Raw genomic sequence first — 22746 nt, forward strand, 5'->3', positions numbered from 1 at the left:
CCCCGCAGGGCGCGGGCAGGCATCAGGAGAACCAGCTGCCGAACCAGCCGTGCAGTTTCATCAGCACGAAGTCGATCATCCGGCTGAAGAAGCCGCCCTCTTTTACCGACTCCATGACAATCAGCGGACGCTGTTCAATGGTTTTATCATTTAGCTTAAAGTCGATAGTCCCGACCACCTGTCCCTTCTCCAGCGGCGCGGTAAGCTGCGGCTGATTTAAGGTATAGCTGGCTTTCAGGTTTTTCAGTTGGCCCTTCGGCAAAGTGATAGAGCCCGCCTCGCCAGCCCCCAGTTTCGCTTCATTGCTATCGCCAAACCACACGCGCTGGGTAACGAAGGTGGCATCTGGTTTAATCGGCGTCACGGTTTCAAAGAAGCGGAAGCCCCAGGTCAGCAGTTTTTCTGACTCGTTAAAGCGAATGCGGTCGGTTTTGGTCCCCAGCACCACGGCAATCAAACGCATATCACCCTGAGTGGCCGAGGAGACGAGGTTATAGCCGGCCCCGGCGGTGGTCCCGGTTTTCACGCCATCGGCGTTGAGGTTGCTGCTCCACAGCAGGCGGTTGCGGTTCGGCTGGCGAATTTTATTGAAAGTGAACTCTTTCTCTTTATGTACCGCGTACTCTTCCGGTACGTCGTGGATCATCGCTTTGGTCAGCAGCGCCATATCGCGGGCGGTGCTGAACTGCCCCGGCGCGTCAAGGCCGTGGACGGTCATAAAGGTGGTGTTGGTCAGCCCCATTTTTTTGGCGTAGCCGTTCATCAGGCTAACGAAAGCGTCCTGGCTGCCCGCTACGTAGTCAGCAATCGCAATGCTGGCGTCGTTACCGGACTGAATGATGACCCCTTTGTTCAGATCTTCTACGGAAACCTGCATGCCAGGCTTGAGGAACATCACCGATGAGCCGCGCAGCGCCGGGTTGCCGGTCGCCCAGGCATCGCGCCCAACGGTCACCATATCGGTCAGTTTGATTTTTCCCGCTTTTATTGCCTGCCCTACCACGTAGCTGGTCATGATCTTCGTCAGACTGGCCGGGTCGAGTTTTTCATCGGCATTGCCTTCGCTGAGCACCTTCCCGCTGGCATAGTCCATCAGGATCCAGGCGCGAGCGTCAATTGAAGGGGCGTCGGGGAGTTGTTCCGCAGCCTGCACCGCAGGTGCGACAAGAAATAACAGCGCGCAACCTGCCGCGAGGCCGCGAAGGGAAAAAGCGTCATGCATCATAAGAGCCACCCAAGTATCCTTTCCAAACAAAATATGCCGCGCCACTCTGACCGCGCCGCAGCAACCGGTGAGTAAAGCGTACAAATGACCTTAAAGAAACAGCGAGTTGGTAAAGTTTTTAAAGTTTACGCAATAACATGCCGCTGTGCTTTAATCAGAACAATTTTTTTGATCGTAATCGCCTTAATGTTAACTTTATTATGGCAAGAAAAAAATCGCCTTTCAAAACCAATTATTCACCGAAATTTCAATGACATAGCTCACTTCTCTTCGGGAAAAATGCTACTAAAGAGAGGTCGCAAGCGTGTCTTTCATTGTGGTTTGCCTGGTCATAGATTCACATTATGGCGGGGCCGTGTGGGGTAAGCGAAAGCCTGGCCAGTGATATCCAGTCGCCTCGCCCCTACCCCCTTCACCTGAGAACCGGGGATGGTTGTTACTGCTGATACCCTTCACAAAACTCAAAATGTCGGCCCGGTTGCATTCCATGAGGCCCAGTTCAACTTCCGAACTCACAATAACCACATCTGACTTGCTGCTGTAGAAGTCTCAGACGCTTAAATATAAACCTGAAGGTTCTGTAGGCCCTATTTACGCCTGAAATGCAGTTGAGAACTCCCGGGCTATGCTTGAGACGGTCATTACGCCCGTCTCAGGAAATTAGCAACAACGCCCGCACTTTTCTATCCATCGGGTCTGCCTGATCGCCATGTTCAGCAGGGCTTCGATTGCCACAGCATTCCGCCGATGGAGGCGCAATATCCTTGATAAAGGATATCAATCAGCTATCCCCTCTATACGCCACCATCAGGGATTGAGGTCAGGAAGGGAGAGCCTCCCGCTAATGATATGAATTATTCGCCCACTGGATAAGCAGGCAGACGGCTTCCCTGTTTTAGTCGGCATATCGGTAAAAAATAGTTTATCGGGCTATTTTCACTTTCCGTATTACACAAGTAAGAAAAATAGCACATCGATAAGGATGGATTCCTGGTCATTAAATACAGTATAGTTTCCCCTGCAATCTTTATGGAAGCGGGTAGCTCACCCGCGGTTATTCCATAAATTAAGATTCGCATATTGTGTTGAAAATGGCATATCCCTTTATGCGTGTAATTACACCCCAGCCTGTCGCTGGGCTTTTTTTTTCAAGGCGACTCTGGATGGTGATAAATTTTACAAATACATTCATAACAGCGCATCCACAGCCGTGGCCTTTACAGAAGTATTGCTCTCAAAATCCCGGGCCGCTCTGATTCTGTTGCCCGTTATTAATCACGCTGGTTTGATGAAAAGGTTAACATCTCTTCCCGGGTAATCTCCTACCCTTCTCGTCCGATGCCATATCGAGCTCTACGACTCGCTCTTCCAGACTGCAGTTCGCCAGTGCTTCTTTTATCCCTATTTCGTTTTGCAGGGATGTTTTGATAGCACCGCGATAGTATGCTGGCCATCCTTATCAGTCATTCATTTTAACCGCCTTTTTCAAATCCTTCCGGGGAAAGTAAAGTCCTCTCCCAGGCTCTGCTCGTTTAACGCTACAGATTCAAATACTGATTATTGCATTATATACCACTTACCCCCGCAGTGATTACCCAGGTAAGATAAATAGCACAAAAGTAAGGGTGGATTCCTGGTTATTTAATACAGTATATTTCCCATGTAGTCTGTATGGAAGTTGATGGTTACCTTTGGTTAACCCATACTTCGAGACTCGAATATTATCTTGAGAACAGCATGCAACCCTGAGTAAATTTACTCCCCAGTGCCAGTCACTGGGTTCTTTTTGCTATTTTTCAGAATATCTTCCAGCCAGTTGGCGCCTCTCATGGTCTATTTTTTCTGGGTGGGATGAGAAAGATGTATATCCGATCGATAAAAACAACAGTTCATCCCTGTAAAAAAATAATTCTTTCACTATCTTTCTATTTATTAATATTAACCTGTGTTCCTCAGATGATTGCGATGCAATAATCAGCATCAAATTATACCCTCAGGCGACATTGAGATTTTAACCGAGACGGAGAGGGAGCGTTTTTATAGATGCGTGCTTGATTTAAATCTTTAATTATCAATAAGATACACCATGACCACGCCCTTTCCTTCGTAGCGTAACACCCTATAGATATTACTCCTGTAAAATAGTAAAAACACTTTCCGGGCCCTGTGACCCAGGAGTGCCCCTGGCTGAAGGGAGTAAGCATAAAAACCTTTAATAACAGCCAAATAAAAAAGCTTGCCGGATTTTTAACTTTATCCCAACATGATCGCCGATCGCGCTGCAACAGCAGTGAAACAAACTCAGGAGCGAAAATGATTACACTGTGGGGACGTAATAACTCGACCAACGTGAAGAAAGTACGCTGGGTGCTGGAGGAGCTGGATCTGCCTTATCAGCAGATCCTCGCCGGGCTGGAGTTTGGTCTCAATCATGACCCGGAATATCTGGCGATGAACCCGAACGGGCTGGTGCCGTTGTTAAAGGACGATGCCACCGGGGTGGTATTGTGGGAATCAAATACGATTATTCGCTACCTGGCGGCCCAGTATGGCGTTGACCGTCTGTGGCTGGCCGCGCCGGCGCAGCGCGCGCAAGGGGAAAAGTGGATGGATTGGTCCGACGGCACCCTCTCTCCCGCCCATCGCCCGGTATTAATGGGCCTGGTGAGAACGCCGCCGGAGCAGCGCGACCCGGCGGCCATCGCCGCGGGGATCAGCGCCTGCGAAGCGCTGTTCGCCATGCTGGACGACGAACTGGCCAAAATGCCGTGGCTCTCCGGCGAGCAGTTCGGCCTTGGCGATATTGCCGTCGCTCCCTTCGTCTACAATCTGTTGTCGATCCTCGACAGCTGGCAACCGCGGCCCCATCTGCAGCGCTGGTATCAGCAGATTAGCCAACGTCCTGCCTGGCGCGAAGTAGTGCAGATCCCGGTGACCTGAGGCTAAGCCTCGGGACTCAACCGCAATAGCTCGCCGTTAGACTCGTCGGTTAAAACGTACAGATAGCCGTCGGGTCCCACGCGAACATCGCGGATGCGTTTTCCGCGCGCCTCCAGTAATCTCCCCTCCTCGCGGACCTGATTACCGTCCACCGCCAGGACAATCAGCGATGTCTCCTTCAGCGCGCCGATAAACAGCTTATGCTGCCACTGGGGAAAGGTCGGCGCCGAATAAAAGGCCATCCCGCTCACCCCGGGAGAGACCGGCCAGACATACAGGGGAGGTTCGGTCCCCGGAACCGTTTTGCCTTTTGCTTCCGGAATGGGCAGGCCGCTGTAGTTAATACCGTGCGTCGCCAGCGGCCAGCCGTAATTTTTCCCCGCCTGCGGAATATTAATTTCATCTCCGCCGCGCGGGCCATGCTCGTTCAGCCACAGCGCCTCGCTCCAGGGATTCATCGCCATGCCCTGCGGATTACGGATGCCGTAAGCCCAGATCTCCGGCCTGGCGTCAGCCCGGCCGACAAAAGGGTTATCCGGCGGTACACCTCCGGTCTCCGTCAGGCGGACCACTTTCCCCTGCAGCTTGCTGAGATCCTGGGCGGTGGCGCGCTGATTATTTTCGCCCAGCCCGATAAACAAATATCCTTTGCCGTCGAACACCAGCCTGCCGCCAAAATGATTGCCGACGGAGAGCTTCGGCTGCTGGCGAAAGACCACGGTAAAGTTCGTCAGCTGCGTGACATCCTCGCTCAACCGCCCATAGCCCACCGCGGTGCCCGCCTTACCGCTGGCGTCGCTTTCCGCATAGCTCAGCCACACCCGCCGCGACTGGGCGAAATCCGGGGCCAGCGCCACGTCCAGTAGGCCACCCTGGCCGTTGGCCCATACCTGCGGCACGCCGGCTATCGGCGCCGACAGACCTTTACCCGGCTGCCAGCGCTTGAGCTCGCCGCCGCGCAGGGTGATCAGTATGCCCTGATCGTCAGGCAGAAAGGCCATGCCCCACGGCTGGGCCAGCCGGTTTTGCAATACCTCCACCCGCACCGCGGCCTGGCTCAGGGCTGGTAGCGCTAAGGCGCTCAATATCAACAGCAGTGGGATCGGACGCATGGCATTCTCCTTTCGTCAGCTCTGGGCTAAAGGGTAGCCAGCGGGGAAATTTGCGCGGGGATTTTTACATAACCTTTAACAGGGGAAGCGTTCACTTCCCCTGGGTTTCAGCCGATCAGGCATGGGTGATTGGCGCCAATTTATTCAATTTATGAATATTTGAGGTCAATCCTGTCAGACAGCGTTCTAGCTTCTCTACGTTAACAGCGATGTATAGCGGACAATCATGATGCCCGCTCATCAGGCATAGTGCAGCGGCGGCGACCGATTCGCCGGCCAGGCGAAGGACATCCCTCTCCTGCGGTGAAATGGCATTCTGCAGGCGCGGCGCCTGCGCACGCATTTCACGGCAAAGCTCAAACAAGTTATCACGCAGATGGTCATTTTCGCTGACTGACATGTAGCCTTTGGCCTTTCGCAGTTGCAGATAGGCGTCAATATCGATATTGGCGTTAATAAGCTTCTGCAGAAGGTGGCGGTATAGTCTGTCAACGGTCATCACGGTTCCTCCTCTGTCGTCCTTTACCCTTTCCATAATACGGTTATTTTTTGTGCAAAATGATGCGCCAGGTCAATAATCCCCAGTTCTTTAACATCATTTACAATGTGGCAACTTTAACGCATTGTAGGGTGTATAACAAAAACAATGTTATACGATCACAATTAATTTCAATCTGAAATTAATAAACAGAAAATGGCAATAAGAGACAAAATTAGTGCAGCAATGATCACAATACCTCATATGACCTGTTGCACCATCGTCAATTAGGATGTCATAACAAATAATTAATGTAATACGTATAACATGTCAGGAAAACAGCGAACGCGGCCCGCGGATCGCTGAAATTCTCTCTGCCCATTTGCAAGGAACTGAAACATGACGTCCGGTAAAAGAAACTACCTTCTGTTGAGTCTTTTCGATTTCCTCTACCTGTTCGCCTGGTCGTCGACCATGGCTTTCTTCGTTATCTGGACCACCCAGCATCTTGGCATCAGCGCCACGAAGACCGGGCTGCTTTACTCGGTCAACGCCTTTATCGCCCTGCTGATGCAGCCTTTCTTCGGCTTTATCTCTGACAAGTTCGGCCTGAAAAAACGGCTTATCTGGCTGCTGGTCGCCCTGCTCCTGCCGGTGGGCCCCTTCTTTATCTACGTTTACGCGCCGCTGCTGGTGCACAACTTTTGGTTTGGCGCCTTGCTGGGAGGGATCTATCTGGGGATCATCTTTAACTCCGGCTGCGGAGTAATCGACTCTTATATCGATAAGATTTCCCGGCGCTATCAGTTCGAATATGGTCGTGTGCGGATGTGGGGCTCGTTAGGCTGGGCAGCGGCGGCCTGTATTGTGGGTAAATATATCGACAGCAATCCTAATCTGGCCTTCTGGCTCGCCAGCCTCGCCATTGTCATCGCCGCCATCTGCTTTATGCTAACCAAAATTGAATTAACCGACGCCGATGTGGCGCGAAGCGAATCGCTGAAGGTCTCTCATGCCCTTGAGCTGGCGAAGAATGGTCAGTTCTGGATGCTGCTGCTCTTTACCCTGTTCGTCACGCAGATTTACGACACCTACGATCAGCAGTTTGCCCAGTACTTCTCGCTACAGTTCCCGACGCCGGAGGAAGGCAACCGCTGGTACGGGATCCTCGCGTCTATTCAGGTCTGCGGTGAAACCCTGTTCCTCTGCCTGATGCCATGGTTTGTTAACCGGACCGGCGCCAAATGGGCGCTGATCATCGCCGGGCTGATCATGTCGGTACGTATTGTCGGCTCAGCCGTGCCCCTCGGCCCGGTGTGGATTGGTGCGGTGAAAATGATGCATGCTCTGGAGAAGCCGTTGATTCTGGTATCGGTCTTTAAATTCATCGCCGCCAACTTCGACCACAAGCTCTCTTCGACGGTCTATTTGCTGGTGCTGTTCGTCGCCTCGATCGCCACCGCCATTTACTCTCCGCTGGCAGGCTATCTGTACGATACCATTGGCTTCGCCAACACCTATCTGATTCTCGGCAGCGTCGCCGGGCTCTTTACCCTGATCTCTATTTTCACGCTGCAGGATAAGCGCGAGCCGAAAAAAACCGGCGCCACCCCCTCCGCAGCCATTAACCCGGCGCAATAAGTCTCTGCCCGGCAGCCACGCCGGGCTTGAGCCGCCTGTGCGCACGGCTTGTCAGAAGCGTGTCCCGCCCCTCTGCTCCGGGGCGTGTGGGATCCGCTCTGGCGGTGGGGGGCGTAAAAGACAGGTCGGGGGCGCTTTTTCACCATTAACCGCGACGGAGCTATACTCTTTTTCGCAAAGATCTGTAGAATTCCTGCCCTGACCATTCCAATAATTGAACACTTTTTAAGCTATGAGCAATGTCACGCATCAGCCGAAAATCGGCTTCGTCTCCCTGGGCTGCCCGAAAAACCTCGTGGACTCAGAGCGTATCCTGACCGAACTGCGCACCGAAGGTTATGACGTCGTACCGACCTACGACAACGCCGATATGGTGATCGTTAACACCTGCGGCTTTATTGATAGCGCTGTGCAGGAATCGCTGGAAGCGATCGGCGAAGCGTTGAAAGAGAACGGCAAGGTAATCGTCACCGGCTGTCTCGGCGCGAAAGAGGATCAGATCCGCGAAGTGCATCCGAAGGTGCTGGAGATCACCGGTCCGCACAGCTATGAGCAGGTGCTGGAGCATGTCCACCATTATACGCCGAAGCCGAAGCACAACCCGTTCCTGAGCCTGGTGCCGGAACAGGGGGTTAAGCTGACGCCGCGCCACTACGCCTACTTAAAAATTTCTGAAGGCTGCAACCATCGCTGCACCTTCTGCATCATCCCGTCCATGCGTGGCGATCTGGTGAGCCGTCCGATTGGCGAAGTGCTGGCCGAAGCCAAACGCCTCGCTGACGCCGGCGTGAAAGAGCTGCTGGTGATTTCGCAGGACACCTCCGCCTACGGCGTCGACGTCAAGCACCGCACCGGCTTCCACAACGGTATGCCGGTGAAGACCAGCATGGTCAGTCTGTGCGAAGAGCTGGCGAAGCTCGGCATCTGGGTGCGCCTGCACTATGTCTACCCGTACCCGCACGTTGACGATGTGATCCCGCTGATGGCGGAAGGCAAGATTCTGCCGTACCTCGATATCCCGCTGCAGCACGCCAGCCCGCGTATTCTGAAGCTGATGAAGCGTCCTGGTTCTGCGGACCGTCAGCTAGCGCGCATTAAGCAGTGGCGTGAAATTTGCCCGGATCTGACCCTGCGCTCCACTTTTATTGTGGGCTTCCCGGGCGAAACGGAAGAAGATTTCCAGATGCTGCTCGACTTCCTGAAAGAGGCGCGTCTCGACCGCGTCGGCTGCTTCAAGTACAGCCCGGTTGAAGGCGCTACCGCCAACGAGCTGGCGGACCAGGTGCCGGAAGAGGTGAAAGAAGAGCGCTGGAACCGCTTTATGCAGCTGCAGCAGCAGATCTCTGCCGAGCGTCTGCAGGAGAAAGTGGGGCGCGAAATCCTGGTGCTGGTAGATGAAGTTGATGAAGAAGGCGCTATCGGACGCAGCATGGCCGACGCTCCGGAAATCGACGGCGCGGTGTACCTGAACGGCGAAACCCGCGTTAAGCCGGGCGACGTGGTGCGGGTGAAAGTCGAGCATGCCGACGAATACGACCTGTGGGGTACCCGGGTCTAGTCCAGCTTCCCGGATAGCGGCTTAGCGCATTCCACGGCCTACGGGGTCCTCCCGTAGGCTCACCCCCGGGTCCGCGCAAGCGCAGCGCCGCGGGCAAGCATTGATTACCTTCCAGGCAGCCCTGTTGCGCGGTTATTTTGCCGGGTGGCGCTACGCTTACCCGGCCTACGGGGTCCAGTCCCAATATGTGAATCGCCGCCGGACATGGGGCCGCTGAAACTGCCGGTGCTGGCGGCCTCAACATCGCTGAGACGTTCCCGAAAGGCAGGGGCAGGCCGCATGGATGCGGGCTGAGGGCCGTGTTTTGCAGGGACGCTGCTTCGGCCCAACCCGAAGCCTGCAGGGATAAGTCGAAGGCACCACGCAGTGGCGATGTTGCTGGCCGGAGCCCGGGGGTACAGGGGGCGGCGGCGACTGGCCGCCCCCTGTGCGCTCCCTGCGCCATAAGAGACATAACGCAGACGATTAACCGGGAGCGCAAACTACGCTGAAGCCACAGATAACATAAAGGACTTTCCAGCGATGCTTCGCCTCACCCTGGCCCTCTCCCGGGAGGAGAGGGAACCGTCCGGCGGTCGTTTCCGCCTCACACCGCTCCCTGCGCCATGAGAGACCTAACGCAGAAAATTAACCGGAAGCGCAAACTACGCTGAAGCCGCAGATAACATAAAGGACTCCCGGCGGAGCTTGCCCTCATCCTACCCCTTTAACTTCGGATCCAGCGCATCGCGCAGGCCATCTCCCAGCAGATTAAACGCCAGCACGGTCACGAAAATCGCCACCGCCGGAAAGAGCGCCACGTGCGGAGACATCACCATATCCGCCCGCGCTTCGTTGAGCATCGCGCCCCACTCCGGGGTGGGCGGCTGCGCGCCGAGGCCGAGAAACGACAGACTGGCCGCCGAAATAATCGATACCCCAATGCGCATGGTGAAATAAACCACGATCGATGACACCGTCCCCGGCAGAATATGGTTGAACAGAATGGTGGCGTCGCTGGCGCCGATGCTGCGCGCCGATTCAATAAAGGTCTGCTGCTTCAGAACCAGCGTATTGCCGCGCACCAGACGAGCAAACGCCGGGATCGAGAAGATCGCCACGGCGATGATCACGTTGGCCATCCCGCTGCCCATGACGGCGACCACCGCGATCGCCAGCAGGATCCCCGGAAAGGCGAACAACACGTCGCAAAGTCGCATAATGAGCCGGTCCCACCAGCCCTCATAGTAGCCAGCCAGCAGCCCAAGCACCGTGCCGATGGCCGCGCCAATCAGCACCGCCAGTACCCCGGCGGCCAGCGAGATCTGCGCCCCGACCAGCACCCGGCTGAAAATATCCCGTCCCAGGGAGTCGACTCCGAACCAGTGCACCAGCGAAGGTCCCTCGTTCAGACGGTCGTAGTCGAAATAATTTTCCGCATCGTACGGCGCTATCCATGGGGCAACGATGGCTACCGCAATCAGCAACAGCACGAAAATACCAGCGCCCATCGCCACCGGCTGGCGACGAAAGCGCCGCCAGAACTCATGCCAGGGGGTATGGATCTCGCCGGGTCTGATGCCCGGCATGGCGTTCAGCGCCGCCTGCCTTCTCCAGTTAAGCAATCGCACCTTACTTATACCTGATAGCCGGGTTTATGGCCGCGTACAGCACATCCACCACTAAATTGATAAGAATAAACTCCAGCGAAAAGAGCAGCACTTCCGCCTGAATCACCGGATAATCGCGCATCTCCACCGAATCGACCAGCAAGCGCCCAAGCCCCGGCCAGTTAAACACCTTCTCCACAACGATCGACCCGCCGAGCAGAAAGCCGAACTGCAGCCCCATCATGGTCACCACCGGGATCATCGCATTGCGCAGACCATGCTTGAGCACCACCCTCGTTTCGCTCACCCCCTTCGCCCGGGCGGTACGCATATAGTCTTCATGCAGCACATCGACGAATGACGCGCGGGTAAAGCGCGCCATGACCGCCGCCACCGCCGCGCCAAGGGTCAACGACGGCAAAATATAGTGCCGCCAGCTGTCGGCCCCCACCGTCGGCAGCCAGCCCAGCTCAACCGAAAACACCTGCATCAGCAGCATACCAAGGGCAAAAGCCGGAAACGAAATGCCGCTCACCGCCAGCGCCATTCCCAGACGGTCGGGCCAGCGATTGCGCCACACCGCGGCCGCAATCCCCGCCGCCATCCCGAACAGTACCGCCCAGCTCATGCTGGCCAGCGTCAGCCACAGCGTGGGCATAAAGCGACTGGCTATCTCACTGGCAACGGGACGCCGCGAGGCCATGGAAATGCCAAAATCGCCGCGCAGCACGTTGGTGATGTAGTGCCAGAACTGGACATGCAGCGGCTGGTCAAGCCCCAGCTGCTGGCGCACCATCGCCACCACCTGGGCATCGGCCTCAGGTCCGGCAATCAGCCGCGCCGGGTCACCGGGCAGCATATGGACGAACAGAAACACCAGCACCGCGACGATAAGCAGAGTAGGGATCAGGCCCAGCAGGCGCTTAATCACATAATTCAGCATCGCTCCCTCCCATTCCGGGAGAGAGGACGCATGAAGATGAACATGATCACGGCGTCAGGTCCGCCTGTTCGAAGCTAAAGCCGGTATCCGGCTGGATATAGAAACCGGTGAGGTTCTTGCTGTGGGCGGAGACCAGTTTCTCGACCACCAGCGGCACCCACGGCGACTCTTTCCAGATAATATCCTGCGCCTCTTTATAGAGTTTGGTTTTCTGTTGCGGATCGGTGGTTTTCAGCGCCTCGCTCAGCGCGTTATCCACCTGCGGGTTGCTGTAAAACGCGGTATTAAACAGCGTCGGCGGCCAGTTTTGCGAGGCGAACAGCGGCGACAGCGCCCAGTCGGCTTCACCGGTGGAGGCGGACCAGCCGGTATAGAACATCCGTACCCCGCTCTCTTTCTGCCCTTTACCTTCCACTTCCGCCGCCCGCTGACCAGCGTCCATCGCCGTCACCTGCGCCTTAATCCCCACCTGCGCCAGCTGCTGCTGGGTGAACTGCAGTACTTTCTGCGCGGTGCTGTGATTATGTGATGACCACAGCGTGGTGCTGAAACCGTTAGGGTAGCCCGCCTCTTTCAGCAGCTGGCGCGCTTTCGCCGGATCGTATGGCCAGGCGGTGTAGGTCTGGGCATAGGCGATCGACGGCGGCACCACTCCGGTCGCCGGGGTGGCGTAGCCGGCGAACGCTACCTTCACCAGCGCCTGACGGTTAATCGCATAGTTGATGGCTTCCCGTACCTTCTGATTATCGAACGGCTTCTGCGTCACGTTCATGCTGATGTAGCGCTGCATGATCGACGGGCTGGCCACCAGCTCCAGTTTGCTGTTTTTCGCCAGCAGCGGCGCCTGTTCGTAAGGGATCGGGAAGGCAAACTGCGCCTCGCCGGTCTGCAGCATCGCCGCCCGGGTATTGTTATCCACCACCGGACGCCAGGTGATAGAATCCAGCTTTGGCAGCCCCGGCTGCCAGTACCCATCGAACTTGCTGACCTTCACAAAATCCGTCTGGTTCCAGGTGTCGAGCTTATACGGCCCGGTGCCCACCGGGTGGAAGCCGATATCCTTACCATATTTTTTCAGCGCCGCCGGCGAAATCATCGCTGTCGCCGGATGGGCGAGAATGTTAATAAACGCCGAGAAGGGCTGCTTCAGGGTAATTTTGACCGTAGTCGGATCGACCGCCTCGGTACTGGCAATATTTTTATACAGGTTATAGCGCTTGAGATGGTTATCCGGGTTACTCGCGCGATCGAGGTTAGCCTTTACCGCCTCGGCGTTAAAGTCAGTGCCATCCTGGAATTTCACCCCGCTGTGCAGCTTAATGGTGTACACCAGGCCGTCCGGTGACACGGTATAGCTCTCAGCAAGAACGTTTTGCAGCTTCATCTCTTTATCAAGGCCGAACAGGCCTTGATAAAAGGACTTCGCCACCGCCTGCGACAGGGTATCGTTGGCATCATAGGGGTCGAGGGTCGTGAAGTTAGACCCGACCGCCACCACCACATCTTTGGCGGCAAAGGCGGGAGCGCTCGCCAGGGCTGCCGCGATACTCAGCGCCAGCCACCATTTGCGTGAAACAGGTTGTGTCATCGTGTTCTCCTGAAAAGATGCGTTATGTGTTGTTATGTTCTGCCCAGCACATCGGCGGATTCGCGGGCGACGAAGTGGCCCGGCCCGACCTGCTGCAACGGCACGCTGGCGATCTCCTCGCCCCGCTTATAAATATTGCCCGGGACGTCATCAGACAGCAGAACCCGCTGCGGATGACGGTGGCCCGGGTCGGCCACCGGCACGGCGGCCATGAGCTTACGGGTATAGGGGTGCTGCGGGTTTTCAAACACCGCGCGGCGCGGGCCTATTTCGACAATGCGACCGCGATACATCACCGCTACGCGGTGGCTGATGCGCTCCACCACCGCCATATCATGGGAAATAAACAGAAACGCGATGCCCATCTCGCGCTGCAGGTCGAGCATCAGATTGATAATCTGCGCCCGAATGGAGACATCCAGGGCCGACACCGACTCGTCGGCTATCACCACCTTCGGATTCAGCGCCAGCGCGCGGGCAATGCAGATCCGCTGCCGCTGGCCGCCGGAAAAGGCATGGGGATAGCGCCAGGCATGCTCCGGCTGCAACCCCACGCGCTTCAGCAGCCAGGCGACCCGCTCACGCGCTGCTTCCCCACGCAGCAGGCCATGCACCCGCAGCGGCTCCATAATCGAATCGCCGACCGTCTGACGCGGATCAAGCGAGGCGTAAGGATCCTGAAAAATAAACTGAATATTGCGCCGCAGAGCCTGCAGCTTGCCGCCGGCGAGGGTATCGATCCGCTGACCGTCGAAGGTAATGGTGCCTCCCTGGGTCTCTACCAGCCTCAGCAGCGCCCGGCCGGTGGTCGACTTGCCGCAGCCGGACTCGCCCACCAGCGACAGGGTCTCTCCCGGCCAGAGATCAAAACTGACCTTCTCCACCGCATGCACTTCGCGCGTCACGCGATTGAGCAGCCCGCCGCGCACCGGAAAACGGGCCACCAGGTCACGCACCTGCAGGATCGGCTCGCCGGCGACTACCGTATCGGGCGTTTCGCTCTCCGCCAGCGGCTGGCCCGGCAGCGGAAAACGGCGCGGCAGATCCTGGCCACGCATCTCCCCCAGCCGCGGGACCGCCGCCAGCAGCGACTGCGTATACGGGTGCTGCGGCGAACGAAAGATCTCCTCAACGCTGCCGGTCTCTACCGCCTCACCGCGATACATCACCAGCACCCGATCGGCGATATCGGCCACGACGCCCATATCGTGGGTGATAAAGATCACCCCCATCGCCATCTCCTTTTGCAGGACGGCAATGAGTTGCAGAATTTGCGCCTGGATGGTGACATCCAGCGCCGTGGTTGGCTCATCGGCTATCAACACCGCCGGCCGACAGGAGAGCGCCATGGCGATCATCACCCTCTGGCGCATGCCGCCGGAGAGCTGGTGCGGATAGCGCGAGAGCATCTCTTCCGCCTGGGGAATACGCACCTGATCGAGCATCTTTTTCGCCGCGCGCAGCGCCTCTTCGCGCCCCAACCCCTGGTGCAGGCGCAGGGATTCGGCAATCTGCTCGCCGATGGTAAAAACCGGATTCAGCGAGGTCATCGGCTCCTGAAAAATCATGGCCAGATCCGCGCCGCGCACCCGGCGCATCTCAGCGTCCGTTTGCTCATTGAGCGCGATCACCTGCCGGTTACGCCGCCGCAACCACAGCCCCTCGCTGTTCACCTCGCTGCTGGCCGCGTCTAGCAGACGCATCAGCGCCAGCGCGGTCACCGATTTTCCCGAACCGGACTCACCCACTATCGCCAGCGTCTCGCCGCGGCGCAGGCTGAAGGAAAGCTGACGCACGGCCTGCACCTCCGGCGCATCCTGCTGGCGGAACGCCACGTTCAGGTTGCGCACCACCAGCACTTCGCAGGTATCGGTTTCGTGAGTTTGCGACACTCGCCCTCTCCCTTGTTCTATTCGCGATAAATGCCAATGGTCGGCGTATCGCCGGCATAGCACCAGGCGCGGTACATGCCTTCACTGTTAAACGGTAAAACGACGTTGCCTTCGCGATCGACGGCTATCAGCCCGCCGCTGCCGCCGAGAGCCGGCAGTTTCTCCATCACCACCCGCTCGCAGGCGGAATAGAGACTGAGCTGCCCATACTCCATCAGGGCGGCGATATCGTAGGCCGCCAGGGTGCGCATAAAGACTTCGCCGGTGCCGGTACAGGAGACCGCCACGCTGGCATTATTGGCATAACACCCCGCGCCCGGCAGCGGGCTGTCGCCGACGCGTCCGGGCAGTTTGTTGGTCATGCCGCCGGTGGAGGTCGCCGCCGCCAGATTGCCGGCCAGATCGAGCGCCACCGCGCCGACGGTGCCCATTTTCTGGCGTTCGTCGAGGGGAGCGGCGTGGTGGTCGAGGATAATCTCCCCGCCCGCTTTCGCCTCCTGCAGCTGCAGCAGCCTTTCAGGAGTGGAAAAGAGATCGTTATCCACGCGCGCCATCCCGTGGGAGATGGCAAAATTTTCCGCCCCCTCGCCGATCAGTAATACGTGCGGACTCTTCTCCAGCACCAGACGCGCCGCCAGCACCGGATTACGCAAATGTTTGACCCCGGCTACCGCGCCCGCCTGCAGGCTGTAGCCGTCCATTACGCAGGCGTCCAGCTCGTGGGTTTGATCGCGGGTAAATACCGCGCCCATTCCGGCGTTGAACAACGGACACTCCTCCAGCAGCCGAACGGCCTCGGTCACGGCATCCAGCGCGCTGGCGCCCGCGGCCAACATTTTCTGCCCGCTTTCGACGATAGTCGACAGCGCCGCCACATACTCTCGCTCCCGCTCCGGCGTCATTTGCGCGCGAGAAATCGCCCCTGCGCCGCCGTGAATTGCTATAACCGCCTTGCCCATTTCGCCAGTCCTTAACGATGAAGTGGATCGCCCCTGCCCTGTCGTACCGCGGCGCGGCGCCGGTCACGTCATGAATAAGGGTATTGATATCATTATATTGCTGAATGTCTTATACAATTTTTGAATATAGAAAGAGCGGCGGGCGATGTAAAGCCTCGTACCCAGGTGGCATACAGCCCGCGCCGCTTTTCTGCCATAATAGGCGTTTTCGCTGTTTTGCCCGCAGGAGTGACCCATGGATTTTACCGCCGGACTGATGCCGCTCGACACAGCCCTCGCCCAGATGCTCGATCGTATTACGCCGCTGAACGCGACGGAAACTGTACCGCTGTTGCAGGCCTTCTCGCGTGTGACCGCCCATGACATCGTCTCCCCGCTGGATGTGCCCGGCTTTGATAACGCGGCGATGGATGGCTATGCCGTCCGGCTGAACGACCTTCGCGACGGCGCGGCGCTGCCGGTCGCCGGTAAGGCCTTCGCCGGCCAGCCTTTCAACGACGCCTGGCCGTCGGGCACCTGTATCCGCATCATGACCGGCGCGCCGGTGCCGGAAGGCTGCGATGCGGTGGTGATGCAGGAAGAGACTGAACAGACCGAGGCCGGCGTGCGCTTTATCGCGCAGGTAAAAGCCGGGCAGCATATTCGCCGCCGCGGAGAAGATATTGCCCACGGCGCGGTGGTCTTCCCGGCGGGGACACCCCTGACGGTGGCCGAGCTGCCGGTGCTGGCCTCTCTGGGCATTGCCGAGGTCGAGGTGGTGCGCAAGGTACGCGTCGCGGTCTTCTCAACCGGCGATGAGCTGCAGCTGCCGGGTCAACCGCTCGGCGACGGCCAGATTTACGATACCAACCGCCTGGCAGTGCACCTGATGCTGCAGCAGTTGGGCTACGAGGTCATTAACCTCGGCATTATTCCTGACGACCCGGCGAAGCTGCGCGACGCTTTTATCGCCGCCGACCAGCAGGCCGATGTGGTCATTAGCTCCGGCGGCGTCTCGGTGGGCGAAGCCGATTACACCAAAACTATCCTCGAAGAGCTGGGGGAGATCGGCTTCTGGAAGCTGGCGATTAAGCCGGGGAAACCCTTCGCCTTCGGCAAGCTCAGCAGCAGCTGGTTCTGCGGCCTGCCGGGTAACCCGGTGTCCGCCACCGTCACCTTCTGTCAGCTGGTGCAACCCCTGCTGGCGAAACTCTCGGGCAAGCACGGCCCGCTTCAGGCGCCCCGCCTGCGGGTCCGCGCCGCCACGCGCCTGAAAAAGTCGCCTGGCCGCCTCGATTTTCAGCGCGGTATTCTGCAGCGCAACCCGGACGGCGAACTGGTGGTGAACACCACCGGCCATCAGGGCTCGCACATTTTCAGCTCCTTCAGCCTCGGCAACTGCTTTATCGTGCTGGAGCGTGAGAGCGGCCATGTTGAAGCAGGCGAATGGGTCGAGGTCGAACCCTTCAGTCACCTGTTTGGGGGGCTGTAATGACCGTTGAGCTGAGCGATGAAGAGATGCTGCGCTATAACCGGCAGATCGTCTTGCGCGGTTTTGATTTTGACGGCCAGGAGCGGTTAAAAGCCGCTCGCGTGCTGGTGGTCGGCCTCGGCGGGCTCGGCTGCGCCGCCGCGCAGTATCTGGCCGCAGCCGGGGTCGGGCAGCTCACCCTGCTCGATTTCGACACTGTCTCGCTCTCCAACCTGCAGCGCCAGACGCTGCACAGCGACGCCACCCTCGGCCAGCCGAAGGTGGATTCCGCCCGCGAGGCGCTGGCGCGCATTAACCCCCACGTCCGTCTGGTCCCGCTCAATGCCTTGCTGGATGAGGCGGCGCTGGCAGCGCAGATTGCCGATCACGATCTGGTGCTCGACTGCACCGACAACGTCGCCATTCGTAACCAGCTTAACGTCGGCTGCTTTCAGCACAAAACCCCACTGGTCTCCGGAGCGGCGATCCGTATGGAGGGGCAAATCAGCGTCTTTACCTATCAGGATGGCGAACCCTGCTACCGCTGCCTGAGCCGTCTGTTCGGCGAAAATGCCCTCACCTGCGTCGAAGCCGGGGTAATGGCCCCGCTGGTGGGCACCATCGGTTCGCTGCAGGCGATGGAGGCGATTAAGCTGCTGAGCGGCTACGGCACCCCTGCCAGCGGAAAAATCGTCATCTACGATGCCATGACCTGCCAGTTTCGCGAAATGAGGCTGATGCGTCACCCGCAGTGCGAGGTATGCGGCTCGCACTGACCCTCACACCGGCGACGAGAGTCGCCGGTGGTTTTGTGACCGCTCTCGTTATTTTCTCCTCTCTGACTTATCCCCATCCCGCTTGTTGATTTGCGTCAACATAACTTTCATTCGAAAGTGTTTTTATGTTCATACGCAAACAAGAGGATAAGCCATGATCTTCAACATCCAGCGCTATTCCACCCATGACGGCCCAGGGATCCGCACCGTCGTCTTCCTGAAAGGCTGCTCGCTGGGCTGCCGCTGGTGCCAGAACCCGGAGAGCCGCGCCCGTAGCGAAGATCTGCTGTATGACTCGCGGCTGTGCCTGGCCGGCTGCGAGCTGTGCCAGCAGGCGGCGCCGGCGGTTATCACCCGCACCCTCGATGGCCTGATCATTGATCGGCAAAACGTTAACGACAGCCATATCGCCGCGCTGCGCGACTGCTGCCCCACCACCGCGCTCACGGTGTGCGGCGAGGAGAAAAGCGTCGAGGAGATCATGGCGACGGTGCTGCGTGATAAACCGTTCTACGATCGCAGCGGCGGCGGCATCACTCTTTCCGGCGGCGAACCCTTTATGAACCCAACGCTGGCGCAGGCGCTTTTCGAAGCCAGCCATCAGGCAGGCATTCACACCGCCGTGGAAACCTGCCTGCACGTGCCGTGGAAATACATTGAACCGTCTTTACCCTTTGTCGACCTGTTTCTCGCCGATCTGAAGCACGTTGACGAGGCCGTTTTTCAGCAGTGGACCGACGGCAGCGCCCGCCGGGTGCTGGATAACCTGCAGCGTCTGGCGCAGGCGGGGAAAAAAATGATTATTCGCGTGCCGTTGATCCAGGGATTCAACGCCAGCGAAGCCGACATTGCCGCGATCACCGATTTTGCCGCCGACCGCCTGCAGGTCAGCGAGATCCATTTCCTGCCGTACCACACGCTGGGAATGAACAAATACCAGTTACTCAGTCAGCCCTACACCGCACCGGACAAACCGCTGGATGCTCCTGAGCTGCTCGCCTTCGCGCAGGATTATGCGCAAAGCAAGGGGCTAACGGCGATATTACGAGGATAACCCTATGACAACCCTGAAGCTCAACACCCTCAGCGCCCGTATCCAGGCCCATAAAATGGCGCTGGTGCATATCGTCAAGCCGCCGGTCTGTACCGAGCGCGCCCGCCACTATACGGAGATGTATCAGCGGCATCTCGATAAACCGATCCCGGTGCGCCGCGCGCTGGCGCTGGCTCACCACCTGGCGGAGCGCACCATCTGGATCAAGCACGATGAGCTGATCGTCGGTAACCAGGCCAGCGAAGTGCGCGCCGCGCCTATTTTCCCGGAATACACCGTCAGCTGGATTGAGAAAGAGATCGACGATCTCGCCGACCGCCCCGGCGCCGGCTTCTCGGTCAGCGAGGAGAATAAACGCGTATTGCATGAAGTGTGCCCATGGTGGCGCGGCCAGACCGTACAAGACCGCTGCTACGGTATGTTCACCGATGAGCAAAAGGCGCTGCTCGCCACCGGCATTATTAAGGCGGAAGGCAATATGACCTCCGGGGATGCTCACCTCGCGGTCAACTACCCCTTGCTGCTGGAGAAAGGCCTCGACGGGATGCGTGCGAAAGTCGCCGAACGCCGCTCGCGTATCAATTTGACGGTACTGGAAGACCTGCACGGCGAGCAGTTCCTGAAAGCGATTGATATCGTGCTGGAAGCGGTCAGCGATCACAGCAAACGCTTCGCCGCGCTGGCGCGCGAGATGGCGACAGCAGAATCCCGCGAATCACGCCGCCACGAACTGCTGACGATTGCCGAAAACTGCGACGTCATCGCCCATGAGCCGCCGAAAACCTTCTGGCAGGCGCTGCAGCTGTGCTACTTCATTCAGCTTATCCTGCAGATTGAATCCAATGGCCATTCGGTATCCTTCGGCCGTATGGACCAGTACCTCTACCCGTACTACCGCCGCGACGTTGAGTTGCAACAGTCGCTGGATCGCGAACAGGCCATTGAGCTGCTGCACAGCTGCTGGCTGAAGCTGCTGGAGGTCAATAAGATCCGTTCCGGCTCGCACTCCAAAGCCTCTGCCGGCAGCCCGCTATACCAGAACGTCACCATCGGCGGCCAGAATCTGGTGGATGGTAAGCCGCAGGACGCGGTCAACCCGCTGTCGTATGCGATCCTGGAATCCTGCGGTCGCCTGCGTTCTACCCAGCCGAACCTCAGCGTGCGCTACCACGCCGGGATGAGCAACGACTTCCTAGACGCCTGCGTCCAGGTGATCCGCTGCGGTTTCGGCATGCCGGCGTTTAACAACGATGAAATCGTCATCCCGGAATTCATTAAGCTGGGCATTGAGCCGCAGGACGCCTACGATTACGCGGCTATCGGCTGTATCGAAACCGCGGTCGGCGGTAAGTGGGGCTACCGCTGTACCGGCATGAGCTTTATTAACTTCGCGCGGGTGATGCTGGCGACGCTGGAAGGCGGCCGCGATGCCACCAGCGGTCAGGTGTTCCTGCCGCAGGAGCACGCCCTGTCGAAAGGCAACTTCGCTAACTTCGATCAGGTGCTGGCCGACTGGGACCGCCAGATTCGTTACTACACCCGTAAATCCATCGAGATTGAGTACGTGGTCGATACCATGCTGGAAGAGAACGTCCACGATATTCTCTGCTCGGCGCTGGTCGATGACTGCATCGAACGGGCGAAAAGCATTAAGCAAGGCGGCGCGAAGTATGACTGGGTTTCCGGCCTGCAGGTGGGTATCGCCAACCTCGGCAACAGCCTCGCGGCGGTGAAAAAACTGGTCTTCGATCAGGGCGCCATCGGCCAGCAGGAGCTGGCGAAGGCGCTGGCGGAAGATTTCGACGGTCTGACCCACGAGCAGCTGCGCCAGCGGTTGATCAACGGCGCGCCGAAGTATGGTAACGATGATGACAGCGTCGACGAGTTGCTGGCGCGGGCCTACCAGACCTATATCGACGAGCTGAAGCAGTATCACAACCCGCGCTATGGCCGCGGCCCGATTGGCGGCAATTATTACGCTGGCACCTCCTCTATTTCCGCTAACGTCCCGTTCGGCGCGCAGACCATGGCGACGCCGGATGGCCGTAAAGCGCATACCCCGCTGGCGGAGGGGGCCAGCCCGGCCTCCGGTACCGACCATCTGGGGCCGACGGCGGTTATCAGTTCGGTGGGCAAGCTGCCGACCGGGGCGATCCTCGGCGGCGTGCTGCTTAATCAGAAGCTGAATCCGTCAACGCTGGAGAACGAGTCCGATAAGCAGAAGCTGATGGTGCTGCTGCGCACTTTCTTCGAGGTGCACAAAGGCTGGCATATCCAGTACAACATCGTGTCGCGCGACACGCTGCTGGAAGCCAAGAAACATCCTGACCAGTACCGCGATTTAGTGGTCCGCGTCGCTGGATACTCGGCGTTCTTCACCGCCCTGTCGCCGGATACCCAGGACGATATCATCGCCCGTACCGAACATACGCTGTAATCCTTCGTGCCCGCTGGCGCTATGCTTAGCGGGCCAACCCTGTTCTGCAGGCCGGAAAAGACATGCCCTTCCGGCATTTTCTGAATGCCTGAACTTTCATTCGAAATAAATTTGTGCTCCCCATCACATTGTAATTAGAATGTTACTGGTCGAAGTTAAGCCAGGAGCATCCCCTTATGACCGTTAAAGTTATCGTCACCGATATGGACGGAACTTTTCTCAATGACGCCAAAACCTACGATCGCTCACGGTTTCTGGCGCAATTCGCCCAGTTGCAGCAGCGCGGCATTGAATTTGTTGTCGCCAGCGGCAACCAGTACTATCAGTTGATCTCCTTCTTCCCGGAGATCCGCGAGCAGATTTCATTCGTCGCAGAAAACGGCGCTCTGGTTTATGAACATGGCAAGCAGCTGTTCCACGGCGAACTGACCCGCCACGAATCACAAGTGGTGATTGGCGAATTGCTCAAAGATCCGCAGCTCAACTTTGTCGCCTGCGGCCTGCAGAGCGCCTACGTCAGCGATAAAGCTCCGGACGCCTTTGTTGAGCTGATGTCGAAGCACTACCATCGCCTACAGCAGGTGAGCGACTATCACGCCATCGACGATACGCTGTTTAAATTCTCTCTCAACCTGCCGGACAGCGAGATCCCACAGCTGATTGATAAACTGCACGTGTCGCTCGACGGCATCATGAAGCCGGTCACCAGCGGCTTTGGCTTTGTCGATTTGATTATCCCTGGCCTGCATAAAGCCAACGGCATCAGCCGTTTGCTCAAGCGCTGGGATCTTTCGCCGCAGCAATGCGTCGCCATCGGCGACAGCGGCAATGACGCCGAAATGCTGAAGCTGGTGAAATACGCTTTCGCCATGGGTAACGCTGCCGACAGCATCAAGGCCATCGCCGGCTACGCTACCGACGATAATAACCATGACGGCGCGCTGAACGTTATCCAGGCCGTCCTCGATAACACCCCGCCCTTCAACGCCTGACCCTTCGCCGGGGCATCGCGCCCCGGTTTTCCATTTTGTGCGCCGCAGCAAGATTTTAATCTTGCATTAACTCCATTTTAACTTAAATTAACGTTTGTAAGATTTTATACTT

17 protein-coding genes are annotated in these 22746 nt (G+C 57.9%); 8 read left to right on the forward strand and 9 right to left on the reverse strand.

The genetic code is table 11. The features are described 5' to 3' along the window. Window positions 1-22: 22 nt before the first annotated feature. A complete protein-coding gene (gene dacC, locus AB1E37_RS17015) occupies window positions 23-1225 on the reverse strand; it encodes a serine-type D-Ala-D-Ala carboxypeptidase (protein ID WP_004191175.1) in 1203 nt (400 codons plus the stop codon). Window positions 1226-1877: 652 nt separating this feature from the next. Beyond that, complete coding sequence (locus tag AB1E37_RS17020; RefSeq protein WP_032447437.1) at window positions 1878-2006, reverse strand: hypothetical protein; 129 nt, start codon at window positions 2004-2006, stop codon at window positions 1878-1880. Window positions 2007-3538: 1532 nt separating this feature from the next. Between AB1E37_RS17020 and AB1E37_RS17025 the strand changes: the two genes are divergently transcribed. Next, a complete protein-coding gene (locus tag AB1E37_RS17025; RefSeq protein ID WP_004223841.1) occupies window positions 3539-4165 on the forward strand; it encodes a glutathione S-transferase family protein in 627 nt (208 codons plus the stop codon). 2 nt (window positions 4166-4167) lie between these two features. Here AB1E37_RS17025 and AB1E37_RS17030 read toward each other — a convergent pair whose 3' ends face one another. Further along, the gene (locus AB1E37_RS17030; protein WP_004223838.1) at window positions 4168-5277 is read right to left on the reverse strand and encodes a PQQ-dependent sugar dehydrogenase; all 1110 of its coding nucleotides are present in this window, start codon (window positions 5275-5277) and stop codon (window positions 4168-4170) included. Between the two features lie 115 nt (window positions 5278-5392). After that, entirely contained in the window at window positions 5393-5776 is a 384-nt protein-coding gene (gene bssR / locus AB1E37_RS17035) for a biofilm formation regulator BssR (protein WP_014599110.1), read from the reverse strand. A 378-nt stretch (window positions 5777-6154) separates the two neighbouring features. Between bssR and AB1E37_RS17040 the strand changes: the two genes are divergently transcribed. Together AB1E37_RS17040 and rimO are read left to right on the forward strand one after the other, a co-directional pair. Next, a complete protein-coding gene (locus AB1E37_RS17040; RefSeq protein ID WP_004223833.1) occupies window positions 6155-7396 on the forward strand; it encodes an oligosaccharide MFS transporter in 1242 nt (413 codons plus the stop codon). A gap of 232 nt (window positions 7397-7628) precedes the next feature. Further along, a complete protein-coding gene (rimO, locus tag AB1E37_RS17045) occupies window positions 7629-8954 on the forward strand; it encodes a 30S ribosomal protein S12 methylthiotransferase RimO (RefSeq protein WP_004141985.1) in 1326 nt (441 codons plus the stop codon). Window positions 8955-9652: 698 nt separating this feature from the next. Here the strand turns inward: rimO and gsiD are convergent. Genes gsiD through iaaA form a run of 5 tightly spaced genes read right to left on the reverse strand, consistent with a single transcriptional unit; the run spans window position 9653 to window position 15925 of the window. Then, window positions 9653-10564 (reverse strand): glutathione ABC transporter permease GsiD, encoded by a 912-nt coding sequence (gsiD, locus tag AB1E37_RS17050; protein ID WP_004147729.1) that lies wholly within the window; start codon window positions 10562-10564, stop codon window positions 9653-9655. 1 nt (window position 10565) lies between these two features. After that, window positions 10566-11486, reverse strand: a complete 921-nt coding sequence (gene gsiC, locus AB1E37_RS17055) for a glutathione ABC transporter permease GsiC (protein ID WP_002892997.1) — start codon at window positions 11484-11486, stop codon at window positions 10566-10568. A gap of 46 nt (window positions 11487-11532) precedes the next feature. Then, on the reverse strand, window positions 11533-13074 hold the full coding sequence (gsiB, locus tag AB1E37_RS17060) for a glutathione ABC transporter substrate-binding protein GsiB (protein ID WP_020317040.1): 1542 nt from the start codon (window positions 13072-13074) through the stop codon (window positions 11533-11535). A 32-nt stretch (window positions 13075-13106) separates the two neighbouring features. Further along, window positions 13107-14966 carry a glutathione ABC transporter ATP-binding protein GsiA gene (gene gsiA / locus AB1E37_RS17065; RefSeq protein WP_004151710.1) on the reverse strand — a complete coding sequence of 620 codons (1860 nt, stop codon included), beginning with the start codon at window positions 14964-14966 and terminating at the stop codon, window positions 13107-13109. 17 nt (window positions 14967-14983) lie between these two features. Further along, a complete protein-coding gene (iaaA, locus tag AB1E37_RS17070; RefSeq protein WP_004147725.1) occupies window positions 14984-15925 on the reverse strand; it encodes a beta-aspartyl-peptidase in 942 nt (313 codons plus the stop codon). A gap of 235 nt (window positions 15926-16160) precedes the next feature. Here iaaA and moeA point away from each other — a divergent pair, with 235 nt between their 5' ends. The 5 genes from moeA (at window position 16161) to AB1E37_RS17095 (ending at window position 22634) form a co-directional block, all read left to right on the forward strand. Next, entirely contained in the window at window positions 16161-17396 is a 1236-nt protein-coding gene (gene moeA, locus AB1E37_RS17075) for a molybdopterin molybdotransferase MoeA (protein ID WP_004223826.1), read from the forward strand. Beyond that, window positions 17396-18151 (forward strand): molybdopterin-synthase adenylyltransferase MoeB, encoded by a 756-nt coding sequence (gene moeB, locus AB1E37_RS17080; protein ID WP_004176736.1) that lies wholly within the window; start codon window positions 17396-17398, stop codon window positions 18149-18151. Before moeA ends, moeB begins: the two co-directional genes overlap by 1 nt. Before the next feature lie 154 nt (window positions 18152-18305). Beyond that, window positions 18306-19205 (forward strand): glycyl-radical enzyme activating protein, encoded by a 900-nt coding sequence (locus tag AB1E37_RS17085; protein ID WP_004191189.1) that lies wholly within the window; start codon window positions 18306-18308, stop codon window positions 19203-19205. Between the two features lie 4 nt (window positions 19206-19209). After that, window positions 19210-21642: a formate C-acetyltransferase/glycerol dehydratase family glycyl radical enzyme gene (locus tag AB1E37_RS17090; protein ID WP_004893251.1), complete on the forward strand. Its 2433-nt coding sequence runs from the start codon at window positions 19210-19212 to the stop codon at window positions 21640-21642. A gap of 176 nt (window positions 21643-21818) precedes the next feature. Continuing rightward, window positions 21819-22634 (forward strand): Cof-type HAD-IIB family hydrolase, encoded by an 816-nt coding sequence (locus AB1E37_RS17095; RefSeq protein WP_032447433.1) that lies wholly within the window; start codon window positions 21819-21821, stop codon window positions 22632-22634. Window positions 22635-22746: the final 112 nt, after the last annotated feature.

It is taken from the genome of Klebsiella sp. Shm-1 (genome assembly GCF_040804525.1).
GTDB classification, from domain to species: Bacteria; Pseudomonadota; Gammaproteobacteria; order Enterobacterales; family Enterobacteriaceae; genus Klebsiella; species Klebsiella pneumoniae.

Bases quoted from the DNA above. Each gene is read 5' to 3' on its own strand.
- dacC (WP_004191175.1), bottom strand. From the start codon at position 1,225: ATGATGCATGACGCTTTTTCCCTTCGCGGCCTCGCGGCAGGTTGCGCG.
- AB1E37_RS17025 (WP_004223841.1), top strand. From the start codon at position 3,539: ATGATTACACTGTGGGGACGTAATAACTCGACCAACGTGAAGAAAGTA.
- AB1E37_RS17030 (WP_004223838.1), bottom strand. From the start codon at position 5,277: ATGCGTCCGATCCCACTGCTGTTGATATTGAGCGCCTTAGCGCTACCA.
- bssR (WP_014599110.1), bottom strand. From the start codon at position 5,776: ATGACCGTTGACAGACTATACCGCCACCTTCTGCAGAAGCTTATTAAC.
- AB1E37_RS17040 (WP_004223833.1), top strand. From the start codon at position 6,155: ATGACGTCCGGTAAAAGAAACTACCTTCTGTTGAGTCTTTTCGATTTC.
- rimO (WP_004141985.1), top strand. From the start codon at position 7,629: ATGAGCAATGTCACGCATCAGCCGAAAATCGGCTTCGTCTCCCTGGGC.
- gsiC (WP_002892997.1), bottom strand. From the start codon at position 11,486: ATGCTGAATTATGTGATTAAGCGCCTGCTGGGCCTGATCCCTACTCTG.
- gsiB (WP_020317040.1), bottom strand. From the start codon at position 13,074: ATGACACAACCTGTTTCACGCAAATGGTGGCTGGCGCTGAGTATCGCG.
- iaaA (WP_004147725.1), bottom strand. From the start codon at position 15,925: ATGGGCAAGGCGGTTATAGCAATTCACGGCGGCGCAGGGGCGATTTCT.
- moeA (WP_004223826.1), top strand. From the start codon at position 16,161: ATGGATTTTACCGCCGGACTGATGCCGCTCGACACAGCCCTCGCCCAG.
- moeB (WP_004176736.1), top strand. From the start codon at position 17,396: ATGACCGTTGAGCTGAGCGATGAAGAGATGCTGCGCTATAACCGGCAG.
- AB1E37_RS17085 (WP_004191189.1), top strand. From the start codon at position 18,306: ATGATCTTCAACATCCAGCGCTATTCCACCCATGACGGCCCAGGGATC.
- AB1E37_RS17090 (WP_004893251.1), top strand. From the start codon at position 19,210: ATGACAACCCTGAAGCTCAACACCCTCAGCGCCCGTATCCAGGCCCAT.
- AB1E37_RS17095 (WP_032447433.1), top strand. From the start codon at position 21,819: ATGACCGTTAAAGTTATCGTCACCGATATGGACGGAACTTTTCTCAAT.